9 protein-coding genes are annotated in these 15,907 nt (G+C 57.2%); 6 read left to right on the top strand and 3 right to left on the bottom strand.

Going from position 1 to position 15,907, the window contains the following annotated elements:
- The first annotated feature begins 14 nt into the window (after positions 1-14).
- Entirely contained in the window at positions 15-2,462 is a 2,448-nt protein-coding gene (gene glgP, locus L370_RS16550; RefSeq protein ID WP_023333723.1) for a glycogen phosphorylase, read from the top strand.
- An 88-nt stretch (positions 2,463-2,550) separates the two neighbouring features.
- Here glgP and glpD read toward each other — a convergent pair whose 3' ends face one another.
- Positions 2,551-4,059 (bottom strand): glycerol-3-phosphate dehydrogenase, encoded by a 1,509-nt coding sequence (gene glpD / locus L370_RS16555; RefSeq protein WP_023333722.1) that lies wholly within the window; start codon positions 4,057-4,059, stop codon positions 2,551-2,553.
- A gap of 188 nt (positions 4,060-4,247) precedes the next feature.
- On the opposite strand from glpD, the gene glpE reads away from it, so the two are divergent.
- Genes glpE through L370_RS16570 form a run of 3 tightly spaced genes read left to right on the top strand, consistent with a single transcriptional unit; the run spans position 4,248 to position 6,233 of the window.
- The gene (gene glpE, locus L370_RS16560) at positions 4,248-4,580 is read left to right on the top strand and encodes a thiosulfate sulfurtransferase GlpE (protein WP_006177908.1); all 333 of its coding nucleotides are present in this window, start codon (positions 4,248-4,250) and stop codon (positions 4,578-4,580) included.
- Between the two features lie 47 nt (positions 4,581-4,627).
- Positions 4,628-5,458 (top strand): rhomboid family intramembrane serine protease GlpG, encoded by an 831-nt coding sequence (gene glpG / locus L370_RS16565; RefSeq protein ID WP_023309506.1) that lies wholly within the window; start codon positions 4,628-4,630, stop codon positions 5,456-5,458.
- A 16-nt stretch (positions 5,459-5,474) separates the two neighbouring features.
- Positions 5,475-6,233 carry a DeoR/GlpR family transcriptional regulator gene (locus L370_RS16570; RefSeq protein WP_008503060.1) on the top strand — a complete coding sequence of 253 codons (759 nt, stop codon included), beginning with the start codon at positions 5,475-5,477 and terminating at the stop codon, positions 6,231-6,233.
- Between the two features lie 83 nt (positions 6,234-6,316).
- Here the strand turns inward: L370_RS16570 and malT are convergent, their stop codons facing one another.
- Positions 6,317-9,022: an HTH-type transcriptional regulator MalT gene (gene malT / locus L370_RS16575; RefSeq protein ID WP_023333721.1), complete on the bottom strand. Its 2,706-nt coding sequence runs from the start codon at positions 9,020-9,022 to the stop codon at positions 6,317-6,319.
- 586 nt (positions 9,023-9,608) lie between these two features.
- On the opposite strand from malT, the gene malP reads away from it, so the two are divergent.
- Together malP and malQ are read left to right on the top strand one after the other, a co-directional pair.
- Entirely contained in the window at positions 9,609-12,002 is a 2,394-nt protein-coding gene (malP, locus tag L370_RS16580; protein ID WP_023333720.1) for a maltodextrin phosphorylase, read from the top strand.
- 9 nt (positions 12,003-12,011) lie between these two features.
- A complete protein-coding gene (gene malQ, locus L370_RS16585; RefSeq protein WP_023333719.1) occupies positions 12,012-14,090 on the top strand; it encodes a 4-alpha-glucanotransferase in 2,079 nt (692 codons plus the stop codon).
- A 111-nt stretch (positions 14,091-14,201) separates the two neighbouring features.
- Here malQ and gntT read toward each other — a convergent pair whose 3' ends face one another.
- Positions 14,202-15,518, bottom strand: a complete 1,317-nt coding sequence (gene gntT / locus L370_RS16590) for a gluconate transporter (RefSeq protein ID WP_023333718.1) — start codon at positions 15,516-15,518, stop codon at positions 14,202-14,204.
- Between the last annotated feature and the right edge of the window lie 389 nt (positions 15,519-15,907).

Raw genomic sequence — 15,907 nt, 5'->3', positions numbered from 1 at the left:
GCGAAGTTACTGATATGAACGCTCCATTTAGCTACTCTTCACCCACGCTCAGCGTTGAGGCGTTAAAGCACTCCATCGCCTACAAGCTGATGTTCACCATCGGGAAAGATCCGGTTATCGCCAACAAGCACGAGTGGCTGAACGCCACCCTGTTTGCGGTGCGTGACCGCTTAGTTGAACGCTGGCTGCGCTCAAACCGCGCCCAGCTCTCGCAGGAAACGCGTCAGGTTTACTACCTGTCGATGGAATTTTTGATTGGCCGCACGCTGTCCAACGCGCTGCTGTCGCTCGGTATTTATGACGACGTCAAAACCGCACTGGAAGAGATGGGGTTAGATTTAGAAGAACTGATCGATGAAGAGAACGACCCGGGCCTCGGTAACGGCGGTCTGGGCCGTCTCGCCGCCTGCTTCCTCGACTCGCTGGCAACGCTGGCGCTGCCGGGCCGCGGCTACGGTATTCGCTACGACTACGGTATGTTCAAACAGAACATCGTCGACGGGCGCCAGAAAGAGTCGCCGGACTACTGGCTGGAGTACGGCAACCCGTGGGAGTTCAAGCGCCACAATACGCGCTACAAGGTGCGCTTTGGCGGGCGTATCCAGCAGGAAGGCAAAAAATCCCGCTGGGTAGAAACGGAAGAGATCCTGGCCGTGGCCTACGACCAGATTATCCCCGGCTATGACACCGATGCTACCAACACGCTGCGCCTGTGGAGTGCCCAGGCCAGTAGCGAAATCAACCTCGGTAAATTCAACCAGGGTGACTACTTTGCGGCGGTGGAAGATAAAAACCACTCCGAGAACGTGTCCCGCGTGCTCTACCCGGATGACTCGACCTACTCCGGCCGCGAGCTGCGCCTGCGACAGGAGTATTTCCTCGTCTCCTCGACGATTCAGGATATCCTCAGCCGCCACCATCAGCTGCACAAAACCTACGCCAACCTGGCGGAGAAAACCGCGATTCACCTTAACGACACCCACCCGGTGCTTTCCATTCCGGAGCTGATGCGCCTGCTGATCGACGAGCATAAGTTCAGCTGGGATGACGCGTTTGAAGTGACCTGTCAGGTGTTCTCCTACACCAACCACACGCTGATGAGTGAAGCGCTGGAAACGTGGCCGGTGGACATGCTCGGCAAAATCCTGCCGCGCCATCTGCAGATTATCTTTGAGATTAACGACTACTTCCTTAAGACGCTGCAGGAGCAGTACCCGAACGATACCGGGCTGCTGAGCCGCGCGTCCATCATTGATGAATCGAACGGTCGCCGCGTGCGCATGGCCTGGCTGGCGGTGGTCATCAGCCACAAGGTCAACGGCGTGTCCGAGCTCCACTCGAACCTGATGGTGCAGTCGCTGTTTGCGGACTTCGCGAAGATCTTCCCGACGCGGTTCTGCAACGTGACCAACGGCGTCACGCCGCGCCGCTGGCTGGCGCTGGCCAACCAGCCGCTCTCTGAGGTGCTGGACGAGAATATCGGCCGTACCTGGCGGACCGATTTGAGCCAGCTGAGCGAGCTGGAACAGCATATTGATTTCCCGACGGTGAACAAAGCCGTGCGCGAAGCCAAGCTGCTGAACAAAAAGCGTCTGGCGGTCTGGCTGGCGATGCATCTCAACGTGGTGGCAAACCCGAAAGCGCTGTTCGACGTGCAGATCAAACGCATCCACGAATACAAGCGTCAGCTGATGAACGTGCTGCACGTGATCACCCATTACAACCGCATCAAGGCCGATCCAACGGCCGAATGGGTGCCGCGCGTGAAGATTTTCGCCGGTAAGGCGGCTTCCGCCTACTACATGGCGAAGCACATCATTCATCTCATCAACGATGTGGCGAAGGTGGTTAACCAGGATCCGGAGATTGGCGACAAGCTGAAGGTGGTGTTCATTCCGAACTACAGCGTCAGCCTGGCGCAGCTGATCATCCCGGCGGCGGATCTCTCTGAGCAGATTTCCACGGCGGGCACGGAAGCATCCGGCACCAGTAACATGAAGTTTGCCCTTAACGGCGCGCTGACCATTGGTACGCTGGACGGGGCGAATGTCGAGATGCTGGAGCACGTGGGCGAAGAAAATATCTTTATCTTCGGTAATACGACGGAAGAGGTGGAGGCGCTGCGCAGGAAAGGCTACTCGCCACGTCAATATTACGAAGAGGATGAAGAGCTACGCCAGGTGCTGACGCAGATCGCGACCGGCGTGTTTAGCCCTGATGAGCCGAGCCGCTATCGCGACCTGGTGGATTCGCTGATTAACTTTGGCGATCACTACCAGGTGCTGGCGGATTATCGCAGCTACGTGGACTGTCAGGATAAGGTGGACGAACTGTATCGTCAGCAGGAGAAGTGGACCAGCGCCGCGATGTATAACATCGCCAATATGGGCTATTTCTCGTCCGACAGGACCATCAAGGAATATGCCGAGACGATCTGGCATATTGATCCGGTGAGGTTGTAAAAACAAAGCCGGGTGGCGGCTTCGCCTTACCCGGCCTACTCGATCCCGTAGGCCCGGTAAGCGCAGCGCCACCGGGCTTTTTTTCTAATTACGACGCGAGTGACAATTCACGCTTTCCCGCATTTTGCAGCAACCACTGCGCCACGCGAGATTGCTGCTCGGCGTTGAGCCACATCCCTTCTTTGGTACGACGCCAGATAGCATCATCCAGACGACGAACCCACTCGTGCTCAACCAGATAGCGCAGCTCGGCTTCGTACAGCTCGTGACCAAAATGCTCGCCCAGATCCGCAATGTCCTTCGCATCGGCCAGGAACAGCTCGGTATTGCTGCCGTAGGTTCGGGCATAGTGGCGCGCCATCCCTTCGGTGATGAACGGGAAGCGACGGCGCAGCTTCGCGGCGTAATCATCGCGGTTGTCGCCGATATCACCGCCGGGCAGTACCGCGCCTTTGGTCCATGCCGGGCCAATGCCTTTATAGTACGGCGCCAGTTTTTCCAGCGCGTGCTCGGCCAGCTTGCGGTAGGTGGTCAGCTTGCCGCCAAACACGGAAAGCAGCGGCGCCTGACCGTCAACGTCGTGAATATCGAGCGTATAGTCGCGGGTAATCGCCTGCGGCGAGTCAGACTCGTCATCGCACAGCGGACGCACGCCGGAGTAGGTCCAGACCACGTCATCGCGTGACAGCTGTTTCTTAAAGTGCGCGTTATACACTTTGAGCAGATAGTTCACTTCGCTTTCGTCGATCTCGACGTTCTTCGGATCGCCTTTGTACTCCACGTCGGTGGTACCGATGATCGAGAATTCGTCCATCCACGGGATCACAAACACGATGCGTTTATCTTCGTTTTGCAGAATGTAGGCCTGCTTCTGCGTATGCACGCGCGGCACCACAATGTGGCTGCCCTTGATCAGGCGAATACCGTACGGGGAAGGCAGATGCATGCCGTCATCGAAGAACTGCTTCACCCATGGGCCGGTAGCGTTCACCAGGCCGCGCGCTTTCCAGCTGAATTTCTCGCCGGTATCGATGTCTTCCGCTTCCACAATCCACAGGCCGTTTTCACGGCGCGCAGCGGTCGCGCGGGTACGGGTTTTCACCTCGCCGCCTTTCTTCTCGACCATCTGGGCATTCGCCAGCACCAGACGCGCATCGTCCACCCAGCAGTCGGAATATTCGAAACCGCGCACGATTTCAGGCTTAAGGACCGATTCTGAGCCAAAACGCAAACCTTTCGAACCCGGCAGGCTGGTGCGTTTACCCAGATGATCGTACATAAACAGACCAATTCGGATCATCCACGCCGGACGCAGATGCGGGCGATGGGGCAGGCGGAAGCGCATCGGAATCGCCAGATGCGGGGCCATTTTCAGCAGCACTTCGCGTTCGGCCAGCGCTTCGCTGACCAGGCGGAATTCGTAGTGTTCCAGGTAGCGCAGGCCACCGTGAATCAGTTTGGAGCTGGCGGACGACGTCGCGCAGGCGAGATCGTTAGCTTCCAGCATCAGTACGGATAAACCGCGTCCTGCGGCATCAACCGCAATACCGGCACCGTTGATGCCACCGCCTATCACAATCAGATCTTTGGTTTCCATAACACCCTCATGCACTTTCGTTAAAGCTCAGAAATGTTCGATATCGCTCATAATAGCAAAGGAACGCGCTTTTGGTAACATCAAAAAAACAATTTAGAGTGATATGGATAACATAATGGCGTTTACCCGCCGCCAGGACGTACACTACGGGGTAAAATCTTGTCGTTGACCACAGTAAAGAGAACACCATGGATCAGTTTGAATGTATTAACGTAGAAGAAGCCCACCAGAAGATGCACCAGGGAAAAGCGGTGCTGGTGGACATCCGCGATCCGCAGAGTTTTGCGATGGGCCATACGCCGGGCGCGTTCCATCTCACGAACGACACGCTGGGCGCGTTTATGCGCGATAACGACTTCGAGACGCCGGTCATGGTCATGTGCTACCACGGCAACAGCAGCAAAGGCGCGGCGCAGTATCTGCTTCAGCAGGGCTACGACGCGGTGTACAGCGTCGACGGCGGCTTCGACGCCTGGCATCGTCATTTCCCGGCAGAAGTGGAATACGCTTTTGAGCGCTGATCCCGCTATACTGTCCCCTTTTGTGTGGAAATAAGCGACCGCTGCTCATGTTGATGATCACCTCTTTTACCAACCCGCGCGTCGCCCAGGCGTTTGTCGACTATATGGCGACGCAGGGCGTTATTCTGACCATTCAGCAACATAACCAGACCGACGTCTGGCTGGCCGACGAGAGCCAGGCCGCGCGCGTAAACGAAGAGCTGGCGCGTTTTCTTGAGAATCCCGGCGACCCGCGCTATCTGGCGGCCAGCTGGCAGTCCGGGCAGACCGACAGCGGATTGCATTACAGCCGTTTTCCCTTCCTTGCCACCATCCGCGAACGCGCGGGCCCGTTTACGCTGCTGCTGATGGCGGCCTGCATTATCGTCTTCATTATTATGAACGTGGTGGGCGACCAGAGCGTGATGATTGCCCTGGCCTGGCCCTATGACCCGTCTCTTGAGTTTGACGTCTGGCGCTACTTTAGCCACGCGCTGATGCACTTCTCGGTGATGCATATCCTCTTTAACCTGCTCTGGTGGTGGTATCTCGGCGGTGCCGTTGAAAAGCGTCTGGGCAGCGGCAAGCTGATTGTTATCACCCTGATCAGCGCCCTGCTGAGCGGTTATGTGCAGCACAAGTTTAGCGGACCGTGGTTCGGCGGGCTGTCGGGCGTCGTGTATGCCCTGATGGGCTATGTCTGGCTTCGCGGGGAGCGCGATCCGGAAAGCGGCATCTATCTGCAACGCGGATTAATAACCTTTGCGTTAATATGGCTAATTGCCGGATGGTTTGATCTGTTTGGTATGTCTATCGCCAACGGTGCACACGTCGCCGGGCTGGCCGTGGGGCTGGCGATGGCGTTTGCCGACACGCTCCATGCGCGAAAACGAACATAATTCTCAGGGATAATTGATGAAACAAACACAACGTCATGACGCTATTATCGAACTGGTAAAAAAACAGGGATACGTCAGCACCGAAGAGCTGGTGGAGCAGTTTGCCGTCAGCCCACAAACCATCCGTCGTGACCTGAACGACCTGGCCGACCAGAACCGCATTCTTCGCCATCACGGCGGGGCGGCGCTGCCGTCCAGTTCAGTCAATACCTCCTGGCACGATCGTAAAGCCACGCAGACGGCAGAGAAAGAGCGTATTGCCCGCAAGGTCGCCAGCCAAATCCCGAACGGGGCGACGTTGTTTATTGATATCGGCACCACGCCGGAAGCGGTCGCCCATGCGCTGCTGGATCACGAGAACCTGCGCGTGGTCACCAACAACCTGAACGTGGCCAATACCCTGATGCAGAAAGACGATTTCCGCATCATCCTCGCGGGTGGCGAACTGCGCAGCCGCGACGGCGGGATTATCGGCGAAGCGACCCTCGATTTTATCTCTCAGTTCCGCCTCGACTTCGGCATTCTGGGGATTAGCGGCATCGACAGCGACGGCTCGCTGCTGGAGTTCGATTATCACGAGGTGCGCACCAAGCGCGCGATTATTGAAAACTCACGCCACGTGATGCTGGTGGTGGATCATTCGAAGTTTGGCCGTAACGCGATGGTGAACATGGGCAGCATCAGCATGGTGGATGCGGTCTATACCGACGTGATGCCGCCGGCGGGCGTGATGCAGGTGATTAAGGATAATAATTTGCAGCTGGAATTGTGCTAGGAGAAGTGTGTCGGTTGGCGCTGCGCTTACCCGACCTACAAAACCCGTAGGCCCGTGCAAGCGTAGCGCCGCCGGGCAATGAATTACACTCCGTATCCCATCATCTTCAACAGCTGCTGCGCATGCTGTACCGCATCCTGGCGATGCGCCACACCCAGCTTCTGATACAGATTGCGGATATGCGTTTTGATGGTGGTTGCTGCCACCGCCAGCTCGCCGGCAATCTGCTCGTTGCTGTAGCCTGAATAGATCAGCCCCAGAACCTGCCACTCACGCTGGGTCAGCGGGCTGGTGCGGATAAGCTCCGGCACTTCCGGGTGGTTAAGCAGACGTTCAACGAAGTTCTCATCAAAATGTGCGAACTTATGCCGATGGTGCTGGTTAATCTCACGCAGAATACGCTGGGCGCGATGCTGATCCAGCTCCGGCAGCGTGTTGAGCTGAATAAGCTGACGCAGCTGCTGCGCCATCACTTCACCTTCAATCACAAAGTGGCTGATAAACCCGGTGCGGTTAGCCAGCTGCAGCGCTTCCAGCAGCACGCGCTGGGCATCGTTTTTACGACCCGCCTGCCAGTAGAGCTGGTTCAGCAGCAGCAGGTTGCGGTTCAGGTCGCTCATCAGACGCAGGCTGCGCGCGTTCTCGTTCAGCTCCTCCAGCACAATCTCTGCGGGCTCTACTTCACCGAGCAGGATCTGCGCGCGGGCAATGTTGCGCCACTGGCTCTGCAGGAAGTGGTTGTTAGCAAATTCCGGTTTTGGCGTCTGACGCAGCCAGTTGGCGGCGGATTTTTTATCGCCGGTCATCTGCCAGTAAATCACCCGGACCTTATCGGCGTTAGAGACCCAGTCGCTATGATACTGACCGTTGCCGAGCAGGTTCTCCAGGCGGTTAAGATGGTTGCGGGCGTTATCGAGATCGCCGCGCGCCAGCGAGCACTGCACCAGCAGCGCCAGACACTGCAGCTGCTGCTGAGGCTGGAAGCTGGAAAGGACATCCACACCCTGGCGGGCGCAGCTTTCCGCTTCATCCAGACGCGACCATGCCCACAGCAGCTGGGCGCGAATACGCAACAGAAACTCGTGCATCGGCAGCTGTTCCAGGTGCTGTTCACGAATCAGCTGGAACGCTTTTTCCTGATTTTCCCAGGCGGCCTGCAGGAACCCCTGCGCGAATAAAATCTCGCTCTGTTGGATCAGGCTCCACAGCGCGTAATGCCAGACATCATGACGACGCGCCATCTGTTCGGTTTGCTGCATCAGTGAAAGCGAACGCGTGAGGTCGCCCTTGCAGTGCAGCACTTCGCCGTGTACTGAGGTCGCCACGATGCGGCTGTAGAAGTTAGCCAGCGGCAGCTCATCCAGCGCGACCATCGCCAGCCGTTCGGCTTCCTCCGGGTCACCGTCGTTAATCGCCACCTGCGCACGCAGCGCGTTGAACTCGCCGTGCAGGGTGGTATCCATTTCGCTTTCCATCTCCTGCTCGGCGCGCGCCAGCAGGGTGTTCACTTCGCTGTAGCGGTGCTGGCTCTGCATCAGCCAGGCCTGCAGCAGCACCAGACGCGGGTTCTCGAGCAGGCTTTCCCACGGCAGGGCTTTGAGAGACTCTTCCAGCAGCGTCAGCTCGCTGTGGTTAAACAGGCCCCACGCGTGATTGAGGAGGATATCGCGCAGCATGCTGGCATCACCGGCGGCCAGCGCGTGGTGGATGGCTTCGCTCGGGAAGCCTTGTGCCATCCAGCTTTCGGCAGCGGCGCGGTGGATATCCGGAAGTTCAACCGCCAGTTCCCACTGACAGCGCTGGCGCAGGAAGCTACCAAACAGAGGGTGATAGCTAAACCACTCGCCCGGATCGTCCATGCGCGTCAGGAAAAGGCCCTGACGTTCAATCTCTTCGAGCTGTAGCTGACCGTTTTCACAGCCCGTCACGCGCACGATGAGCGCATCGTTCATGGAACGCAGCAGGGAGCTTTTCAGCAGGAAATTACGCGTCGAGGGCTCGACGCTGTTCAGAACCTCATCCACGAGGTAGTCAGAAAGGTGGCTGGCGTTGATGCCCGCCAGACGCCGCGCAGACTGATGCGCCGGACTGTTGTTTTGTCGGGCAGAGAGCGCGATGAGCTGCAGCGCCGTGGCCCAGCCGGCAACGTCATCACACAGACGGCTGCTTTCGGCGGCCTCAATAGGTGATGTCAGGCGGCAGTCAAAGAACTGTTTCGCTTCCTGGTGGGTAAAGGCCAGCTGCTGGCTCCCCACTTCCAGAAGCTGATCGCGCACGCGCAGGTTGGCAATACCCAGCTGCGGCAGGTTGCGTGACAGCACGACTAAGGTCAGGTTTTCCGGCTGATGGCGCAGGAAGAAACGCATCGACTCATGAATCACCGGGTTAGTGATGAGATGGTAATCATCAATCACCACGTAAAGCGGGCGATGCCATTCGGCCAGTTCGATAAACAGCTGCGAGAAAAGGGAGGACAGGCTGGCGTACTGGCGCTTTTGCACCATCACCTCACTGGCGACGCAGTGTCCATGGGTTGCTTGCTGTATGGCGGCAATCAGATAGCTGGCAAAACGCTCTTGCTGGTTATCGCCCTCGTCGAGTGAGTACCAGCCGAGATCGCTTTTACCCGCGGCCCATTGCGAAATGAGCGTTGTTTTTCCATAGCCTGCAGGGCTCGTAACCAGCGCCAGTCGGAAATTATGCGCGCCGGAAAGTTTAGCCAACAGACGCTCGCGGACCACTGTATGGTCAAGACGAACCGGGCGACTTAATTTAGACGGAATCAACATAGGTTTCACTTCACTGTGGGGAACGAGAGTTTTTATTTTTTTTGCGCTTCGTAATTAATACGATATAAAGTCGGCCAGAAAGAGAACTATTGCAAGTTATGTCTGGATTTGGTGGCTCTGAATTTGCACTCTGTCACAAAACATTCAGACAGATGATGGAACTTTGTGAAAAGGGCGTTGACGCCGCGTCAATGCTGGCTTGTATGGCTGTGCTGCGGCTGCGCTGAAACTGGTTTCAGAAAGGGATAGTGACGTCAAATTTAATAAAGTCTGGGTAAAGTTAAGGGAGATTAATAATCTCCTTAGTTATTATCCGATTGCAGAAATATTATTCTACGTAAGTAATCATTTCAGCGGGTTTTAATTTCACCCGAAACCGCATTTCATTTCTTTGACATTCTCGATGGTTACTTTTTTATCTTCAGGGCACACTCGAACTATGCTCTGAGAGTGGCCTTGATCACACTTTTCTGCTCATCCCCGCTACTCCTCCCTGTCTAATCCCCCACGGGAGGAGGAAGAGGGGAAATGAGCCAGGCACACTAGCGCCAACTTGTGTTTTCTTTCTAAAGGATGCCGATCCCCTATGTCACAGCCTACCTTCAACAAAGCTCAATTCCAGGCTGCCCTGACGCGTCAGTGGCAGCGTTTTGGCCTTCATGCTGCAAACGAAATGACGCCTCACCAGTGGTGGCAGGCAGTGAGCGGTGCGCTCGCAGAACAGCTGGATGCTCAGCCTTTGGCAAAGCCGGTGAAGAACCAGCGTCATGTAAACTACATTTCAATGGAATTCCTGATTGGCCGTCTGACGGGCAACAACCTGTTGAACCTCGGCTGGTATCAGGAGGTAGGGGACGTGCTGAAAGAGCACGACATCAACCTGACCGACCTGCTGGAAGAAGAGATTGACCCGGCGCTCGGCAACGGCGGCCTGGGACGTCTGGCGGCCTGTTTCCTGGACTCTATGGCGACCGTCGGCCAGTCGGCGATTGGCTATGGCCTGAACTACCAGTACGGCCTGTTCCGTCAGTCGTTTGCCGATGGACATCAGATGGAAGCGCCGGACGACTGGCATCGCAATACCTACCCGTGGTTCCGCCACAATGCGCAGCTGGACGTGCAGGTAAGCATTGGCGGGAAAGTCACAAAGCAGGGGCTCTGGGAACCGGCGTTCACCCTTACCGGTGAAGCCTGGGATCTGCCGGTGCTCGGCTACCGTAACGGCGTGGCGCAGCCGCTGCGTCTGTGGCAGGCGAAGCACGCGCATCCGTTTAACCTGACCAAATTTAACGACGGCGATTTCCTGCGCGCCGAGCAGCAGGGTATCGACGCCGAGAAGCTGACCAAAGTCCTCTACCCGAACGACAACCACCTGGCGGGTAAAAAGCTGCGCCTGATGCAGCAGTACTTCCAGTGCGCCTGCTCCGTGGCGGACATTCTGCGTCGCCATCACCTGGCGGGCCGCAAGCTGGCGCAGCTGCCGGACTTCGAAGTGATTCAGCTCAACGACACGCACCCGACCATTGCCATCCCGGAACTGCTGCGCGTGCTGATCGACGAGCATCAGCTGAGCTGGGACGACGCCTGGGCCATCACCAGCCGTACCTTTGCCTACACCAACCACACCCTGATGCCGGAAGCGCTGGAGTGCTGGGATGAGAAGCTGGTGAAAACGCTGCTGCCGCGTCATATGCAGATCATCAACAAGATTAACGACCAGTTTAAAAAGCTCGTGGATAAAACCTGGCCGGGCAACAAAGCGGTCTGGGCGAAGCTGGCGGTGGTGCACGATAAGCAGGTGCGCATGGCGAACATGTGCGTGGTCAGCGGCTTTGCCGTTAACGGCGTGGCGGCGCTGCACTCGGACCTGGTGGTCAAAGATCTGTTCCCGGAATACCACCAGCTGTGGCCGACCAAATTCCACAACGTGACCAACGGCATCACGCCGCGTCGCTGGATCAAGCAGTGCAACCCGCTGCTGGCTGGCCTGCTGGATAAAACCCTAAAGAAAGAGTGGGCCAACGATCTGGACCAGCTCATCAACCTGGAAAAATACGCCGACGACGCGAAGTTCCGCGAGCAGTACCGCGCGATCAAGCTGGAGAACAAGGTTCGCCTGGCGGAGTTCGTGAAAATGCGTACCGGGATTGAGATCAACCCGAATGCTATTTTCGATATCCAGATCAAACGTCTGCACGAGTACAAACGTCAGCACCTGAACCTGCTGCACATTCTGGCGCTGTACAAAGAGATCCGCGAGAACCCGCAGGCCGACCGCGTGCCGCGCGTGTTCCTGTTCGGTGCGAAAGCGGCGCCGGGCTACTACCTGGCGAAAAACATTATCCTCGCCATCAATAAAGTGGCGGCGGCGATCAACAGCGATCCGAAAGTGGGCGACAAGCTAAAGGTCGTGTTCCTGCCGGATTACTGCGTCTCGGCGGCTGAAATGCTGATCCCGGCGGCGGATATCTCCGAGCAGATCTCAACCGCAGGGAAAGAAGCGTCCGGTACCGGCAACATGAAGCTGGCGCTGAACGGCGCGCTGACCGTCGGTACGCTCGACGGGGCAAACGTCGAAATCGCCGAGAAGGTGGGTGAAGAGAACATCTTTATCTTTGGCCATACCGTGGAAGAGGTGAAAGCCATCAAAGCCAAAGGCTATGACCCGGTGAAATGGCGTAAGAAAGACAAAGTGCTTGACGCGGTGCTGAAGGAGCTGGAAAGCGGCAAATACAGCGACGGCGACAAGCACGCGTTTGACCAGATGCTGCACAGCATGGACAAACACGGCGGTGACCCGTATCTGGTGATGGCGGACTTCACGGCCTATGTCGAAGCGCAAAAACAGGTCGACGTGCTCTATCGCGACCAGGAAGCGTGGACCCGCGCGTGCATTCTGAACACCGCCCGCTGCGGTATGTTCAGCTCTGACCGTTCAATCCGTGATTATCAGGCCCGTATCTGGCAGGCAAAACGCTAAGGAAGCGCGATGGAGAGTAAACGTCTGGACAGCGCCGCGCAGGCGGCGGGGATCAGCCTCAGTTACATTAATGCTCACGGCAAACCGCAGTCTATTGGCGCCGATACCAAAAGACGTTTGCTGGATGCCATGCACAAAGCCGACGCGAAAGCGTCGGTTGCGCCGGTGCCGAACGTGAAGGTATTCACCGCTGGCAAAAAGATGCCGCTGGCGGTGGAGGGGCGCGGCGAGTTTAGCTGGCTGCTTACCACCGAAGAGGGGCATCAGTACAAAGGCCACGCCACCGGCGGCAAAATGTTAAACCTTCCGGCGAAGCTGCCGGAGGGCTACCACACCCTCACGCTCACCCAGGACGAGCGGCGCTTCCACTGCCGGGTGATCGTCGCGCCAAAACGCTGCTACGAACCGCAGGCGTTGCTCGAAGGCAAAAAGCTGTGGGGCGCCTGCGTGCAGCTCTACACGCTGCGTTCCGACAGCAACTGGGGCATCGGTGATTTTGGCGATCTGAAAAAGATGCTGGCATCCGTGGGCGAGCGCGGCGGCGCGTTCATCGGCCTCAACCCGATCCACGCGCTCTATCCGGCCAACCCGGAGAGCGCCAGCCCGTATAGCCCGTCGTCCCGCCGCTGGCTGAACGTGATTTATATCGACGTTAACGCGTTAGATGACTTCAAAAGCAGCAAAGAGGCGCAGGCGTGGTGGAAACTCAGCACCACGCAGCAGGCACTGAAGCAGGCGCGCGACGCGGACTGGGTGGACTATTCCACCGTCACGGCGCTGAAAATGGCCGCGCTGCGTCTGGCGTGGAAAGGCTTTTCGCAGCGTGACGACGAGCAGATGGCCGCGTTCCGCCAGTTTGTGACGCAGGAGGGCGAGAGCCTGTACTGGCAGGCGGCGTTTGATGCGCTGCACGCGTATCAGGTGAAAGAGGATGAAATGCGCTGGGGCTGGCCGGTCTGGCCGGAAGCGTATCAGTCCGTCGACACGCCGGAGGTCAAAGCGTTCTGTAAAAATCATGCCGACGAGGTGGACTTCTACCTGTGGCTGCAGTGGCTGGCGTACAGCCAGTTTGCTGCCTGCTGGCAGGTGAGCCAGGGCTATAAGATGCCGATCGGCCTGTATCGTGACCTGGCCGTGGGCGTGGCAGAAGGCGGCGCGGAAACCTGGTGTGACCGTGAACTTTACTGTCTGAAAGCCTCCGTGGGTGCACCACCGGATATTCTTGGCCCGCTCGGGCAGAACTGGGGTTTGCCGCCGATGGATCCGCACGTCATGGCGGCGCGCGCCTACGAGCCGTTTATCGACCTGCTGCGCGCGAACATGCAGAACTGCGGGGCGCTGCGTATCGACCACGTGATGTCCGTGCTGCGCCTGTGGTGGATCCCGTACGGTGAAACGGCCGACCACGGGGCGTACGTGCAGTACCCGGTTGACGATCTGCTGTCGATCCTGGCGCTGGAAAGTAAGCGTCACCAGTGCATGGTGATCGGTGAAGATCTCGGTACCGTGCCGGTGGAAATTGTCAGCAAACTCCGCGACAGCGGCGTCTACTCCTATAAAGTGCTCTATTTTGAAAACGACCATGAGAAAACCTTCCGCGCGCCGAAAGCGTACCCTGAACAGTCAATGGCAGTCGCGACGACGCATGACCTTCCTACGCTTCGTGGCTATTGGGAAAGCGGCGATCTGACGCTCGGCAAAACGCTGGGCCTGTATCCTGATGAAGAGGTTTTGCGCGGCCTGTATCAGGATCGCGAGCTCTCGAAACAGGGGCTGCTGGATGCGCTGCACAAGCAGGGCTGTCTGCCGAAACGCGCCGGACATAAGGCGTCATTGATGTCGATGACCGCTACCCTCAATCGTGGTTTGCAGCGCTATATTGCCGACAGCAACAGCGCCCTGCTGGGCCTGCAGCCGGAAGACTGGATTGATATGGCGGAACCGGTGAACATCCCGGGTACCAGCTATCAGTACAAGAACTGGCGTCGCAAGCTCTCCACAACGCTTGAGAAGATGTTTGCCGATGACGGGGTGAACAGGCTGATTAAGGATTTGGACAAGCGGCGAAAAGCAGCTGCGAAGAAGTGATAAAAAAACCCGCCAGTGGCGGGTTTTTTATTGCCCGGTGGCGCTACGCTTACCGGGCCTACATTGAGCGAGTAGGTCGGGTAAGGCGTAGCCGCCACCCGACTTATGGCATCAGACCACCATATTCAACAGCAGCACCCCGACCAGACCGCATACCGAAATAATGGTTTCCAGCGCGGACCAGGACTTGATGGTCTCACCGATTGTCAGGTTGAAGTACTCCTTGAACAGCCAGAAGCCAGGGTCGTTAACGTGAGAGAAAATCACGCTACCGGAACCGACGGCGATAACCATCAGCTCAGGGCTCACGCCCGTGGTCGCAATCAGCGGGGCAACGATACCGCCTGCGGTAATCGCCGCAACGGTTGCAGAACCCAGCGCAATACGCAGAACCGCGGCAATAGACCAGGCCATCAGGAGCGGCGACACGTTGGTTTCATGCATCATGGCAGCGATGTATTTGTCCACGCCGCTGTCGACCAGAACCTGCTTGAATGCGCCGCCACCGCCGATGATCAGGAGCATCATGGCAATAATTTTGATGGAAGAGGTCAGCGTATCGTTGATCTGATCCATTGAACGACCGCGGTTAAGACCGAAGGTGAACATTGCGATCAGCACTGCAATCAGCGTGGCCATCACCGGGTCACCCAGGAATTCCGCAACGGACAGGAACGCGTGACCTTTCGGCAGGATCATCTCCGCCACGGCGCGCATCGCCATCAGGATAACCGGTACCAGAGAAGTCCAGACGCTGACGCCAAAGCCAGGCATCTCTTCTTCGGTGAAGGTTTTGGCGCTGTACAGACCTTCCGGGATCGGCTTATCAATGCCTTTCAGGAAGCGGGCATAAACCGGGCCCGCCAGAATCACCGTCGGGATGGCCAGAATCGTACCGAACAGCAGGGTTTTACCCATATCCGCGTGGAAGATGGTGGCGATAGCGGTTGGGCCCGGGTGCGGCGGCAGGAAGCCGTGGGTCACGGACAGCGCCGCAGCCATTGGCACACCGACATACAGCAGCGGGATGTTTGCCGCAGCCGCGATGGTGAACACCAGCGGCAGCATCAGCACGAAGCCCACTTCATAGAACAGCGCGAAGCCGACGGTAAAACCGGTTAAGACCACGGCCCACTGAATGTGCTGTTTACCGAATTTGGCAATCAGCGTGGTGGCAATACGCTGCGCGCCACCGCAGTCCGCCAGCATTTTGCCGAGCATGGCGCCGAAGCCCATGATCAGCGCCAGGCTGCCGAGCGTGCCGCCGACGCCGGCTTTAATCGAACTGATGACTTTCACCAGCGGCATCCCTTGCATCAGACCGACTGCAAGTGCCACCAGAACCAGAGCGATGAATCCGTTCATTTTGAAACGGATCATCAAGAGCAGTAATAACACAACACCGATAGCAACGATGACTAATGGCATGATTTACCTGGCCTTTGAATTGTTATGGGTAACGTCATTGTTTCAACGACAAATTCCGATTGTCCCAACTGGGAACAGAGTTTTAACGGCACTAATACTGATGCCTTGGAAACCATTAAGTTTAGTCGGCTGTTATGAGTGTGCTTAGTGCCCACGAGAATGATACGGGTAACATGATGTGATTGAGAATCACCCAGGCAGGCAAAATGTGAATTATGAGACGCAGGTCAACATATAGAGGGGAGAGGTGGGAAAACAAAAGCCGGGTGGCGGCTTCGCCTTACCCGGCCTACGACTCGTGCAGACTGTTTTTGTAGGCCCGGTAAGCGTAGGGTATGAACCGGAAACATGGGTAACACTTTAGACCGGATACATGGGTAACAGTTATA

It is taken from the genome of Enterobacter sp. MGH 24 (assembly GCF_000493015.1).
In the GTDB taxonomy this organism is placed as follows: domain Bacteria; phylum Pseudomonadota; class Gammaproteobacteria; order Enterobacterales; family Enterobacteriaceae; genus Enterobacter.
Note: the sequence above shows the minus strand (reverse complement) of the source record. Positions and strands in the feature narration are given on the sequence as shown.

Bases quoted from the DNA above. Each gene is read 5' to 3' on its own strand.
- glgP (WP_023333723.1), top strand. From the start codon at position 15: ATGAACGCTCCATTTAGCTACTCTTCACCCACGCTCAGCGTTGAGGCG.
- glpD (WP_023333722.1), bottom strand. From the start codon at position 4,059: ATGGAAACCAAAGATCTGATTGTGATAGGCGGTGGCATCAACGGTGCC.
- glpE (WP_006177908.1), top strand. From the start codon at position 4,248: ATGGATCAGTTTGAATGTATTAACGTAGAAGAAGCCCACCAGAAGATG.
- glpG (WP_023309506.1), top strand. From the start codon at position 4,628: ATGTTGATGATCACCTCTTTTACCAACCCGCGCGTCGCCCAGGCGTTT.
- L370_RS16570 (WP_008503060.1), top strand. From the start codon at position 5,475: ATGAAACAAACACAACGTCATGACGCTATTATCGAACTGGTAAAAAAA.
- malT (WP_023333721.1), bottom strand. From the start codon at position 9,022: ATGTTGATTCCGTCTAAATTAAGTCGCCCGGTTCGTCTTGACCATACA.
- malP (WP_023333720.1), top strand. From the start codon at position 9,609: ATGTCACAGCCTACCTTCAACAAAGCTCAATTCCAGGCTGCCCTGACG.
- malQ (WP_023333719.1), top strand. From the start codon at position 12,012: ATGGAGAGTAAACGTCTGGACAGCGCCGCGCAGGCGGCGGGGATCAGC.
- gntT (WP_023333718.1), bottom strand. From the start codon at position 15,518: ATGCCATTAGTCATCGTTGCTATCGGTGTTGTGTTATTACTGCTCTTG.